Source organism: Lactobacillus nasalidis (genome assembly GCF_016587775.1).
In the GTDB taxonomy this organism is placed as follows: domain Bacteria; phylum Bacillota; class Bacilli; order Lactobacillales; family Lactobacillaceae; genus Lactobacillus; species Lactobacillus nasalidis.
On the sequence record NZ_BOCG01000059.1, the window covers coordinates 1 to 2,384 of the forward strand.

The 2,384-nt window shown below is 56.2% G+C and carries 3 protein-coding genes; 2 read left to right on the forward strand and 1 reads right to left on the reverse strand.

What is annotated here, in order from left to right; translation table 11 throughout:
* Positions 1 to 852, forward strand: an 852-nt coding sequence (locus tag lacNas_RS00555) for a cation:proton antiporter (protein ID WP_201346493.1), incomplete at its 5' end; no start/stop codon positions are given.
* Between the two features lie 49 nt (positions 853 to 901).
* On the opposite strand, the gene lacNas_RS00560 is transcribed toward lacNas_RS00555, so the two are convergent.
* Positions 902 to 1,558, reverse strand: a complete 657-nt coding sequence (locus lacNas_RS00560) for a CPBP family intramembrane glutamic endopeptidase (protein WP_201330352.1) — start codon at positions 1,556 to 1,558, stop codon at positions 902 to 904.
* A gap of 92 nt (positions 1,559 to 1,650) precedes the next feature.
* Here lacNas_RS00560 and lacNas_RS00565 point away from each other — a divergent pair.
* A partial coding sequence (locus lacNas_RS00565; protein WP_201330353.1) for a YdcF family protein occupies positions 1,651 to 2,384 on the forward strand: 734 nt, incomplete at its 3' end.

Consider the following 2,384-nt stretch of genomic DNA (forward strand, 5'->3'; position numbering starts at 1 on the left):
ATGCTCTTCGGGATGGAGTTCCTGGAAGCCCTCTTCATCGGGATCGTCTTCGCGGCCACCAGCGTCTCCATCTCCGTCGAGGTCCTGCGGGCGACCGGGAAGCTGCAGACCAAGGCCGGGACGGCGATTCTGGGAGCCGCGGTCGTTGACGACATCCTGGCGGTGATCGTTCTCAGCCTCTTCACCACCTTCAGCCACGAGGGCGGCAAGTCGGGCCTGACGGACAACTTCTTCTTGAACCTGCTCTTTGAGGCCCTCTACTTTGTCTTTGTCTGGCTGGTCTACAAGTTCATCGCCCCGAAGTTCATGCACTTGGCGGAAAAAATCAGCGTCAGCTACTCCGTCGTCATTGCCTCCCTGGTTCTGGCCCTGGGGATGGCCTACATCGCCGAGCTGGTCGGCCTAAGCGCGGTCGTGGGTGCCTTCTTCGGCGGCCTGGCCATCCGGCAGACCAAGCAGGAAGCGGAAGTCAGCTCATCAGTTTCCGCCATCGGCTACTCGGTCTTCATTCCGACCTTCTTCGTCAACATCGGCCTGTCGATGACTTTTGCCAGCATCGGCCAGGACTTCTTCTTCATCGTGATCATGACCCTCTTGGGCGTTTTGTCCAAGTACTGGGCCGGCAAATACTCTTCGGAAATCTTCGGCCTCAAGCCCCTGGAAGGCAGCATCGTCGGGGCCGGGATGGTTTCCCGGGGCGAGGTGGCCTTGATCGTGGCCCAAATCGGGATTGCCCACCACCTGTTTCCAAAGGACATCTACTCCAGCCTGATCCTGGTGATCATCCTGACGACGGTTTTGTCGCCGATCATGCTGAACCACTACATCAGAAAAGAAGAAGCACAGAACTAAAAAAGCAGCGAAGCAAAGCTTCGCTGCTTTCGCGTCTCGCGGATTTTTTCTAGCCTAAAACGCTGAGCAGGTTCCACATGATGTGGGTCGCCATCGAATAGCGCAGGTCCCGGGTTTCCATGTAGACCCAGGCCAAAACGGACCCCATCATCCAGTAGACCAAGAGATAAGGCGACCAGAACGGGTTGTGGGCAAAGGCGAAGAAGAAGCCCGAGACCAGGATCCCGGCCCACTTGGCCAGCTTGCCGGCATGACTGAAGAACAGGTTGAAGAACATCCCTCTGAAGAGGATTTCCTCGATGACCGGCGCGATCACGACCACCATGATGTTGTAGGTCGGTCCGGCCGTCTGCTGGAGGTCGTCCAGGTTCTGCTGGTTGACGGACACCCCGCCGCCGATCAGGTTCATCAAAAGGATGTAGAGCAGCTGCATCAGGAAGAAGCCCCCGACCGACACCGCCAGTTTCCGCCATCTCCAGTGCGGGGGGCGGTTGAAGCCCCACTCGTTCCGGTCGTCCAGCTGGCCCTTGTAGAGCCAGAAGCTGAACCAGAAGACCAAGACGGTGGACAAGGCCAGAATGAAGGCCTCGGCCGACCCGAAGCCGTAGATTTCCGGATAGAAGTAAAATTCCTGCAGAGTCGTATACAGAGCGAACACGACCACGATTTCGATCAGGTAAAAAAGATAATGCCCAATTTTTTTCATGTTTGTCACCTTGTTGTCTCAAAAAAATTCTTATCCTCTATTATAATAAAGTTTGACCAATTTTCTAAATAACATGGACGAGGACTTAAAAAATGCCATCAGCATTAAACACGCTACTTTTTCTATTCAGTCAAAACCGGGCTTTCAGCTACTTCACCATCCTGGTCGCCCTGGCCGCGGTCACCTTCCTTTTCTCCTGGCTGAGCGACCCGCGGCGCTTGATCAACGGAATCTTTCTGACCTTTTTCCTCTTGTCGCTGGGCGCCTGGTTCACCTTCCTGGTCTACGCCACCAACCTGCCCAGCTTCCGCAAGGTCTATCTCTGGGTCCTCTTCGGCCTGGGCGTCATGGTTGCCGTCATCGTCTTCTTCTCCTGGATCCTGCTTTTGTGGAATTCCTACGTCGTCCTCAAACATGAGAGCCACACCCTGCCCAACCTGCTGACCCTGATTCTGGCCTGCGCCATGCTGGGCCTGTGGATCTTCATCTTCATCGGCCACTTTACCCGCAGCACCCCAACCTGGCTGCGGCTGATCCTCGACATTTTTCCGACGATTGCCGTCTACCTGGCGGCGGTCATGTACAATTTCCTGATCAACCTCCTGCTCTACCAGATCGTGCCCCGCCGCTACCACCAGAACTACCTGATCGTCTTGGGAGCGGGCTTGATCCACGGGGACCAGATTTCCAACATCCAGGCCGCCCGGATCAACCGGGCCATCCAGTTCGCCTACCACCAGCAGGAAAAGGGCCAGCCCTTGCCCAAGTTCATCATGTCCGGCGGCCAGGGCCCGAATGAAAAAATCTCCGAGGCGGCCGCCATGGC

Excerpts from the sequence above, each read along its gene's own strand:
- lacNas_RS00560 (WP_201330352.1), bottom strand. The coding sequence starts at position 1,558 with ATGAAAAAAATTGGGCATTATCTTTTTTACCTGATCGAAATCGTGGTC.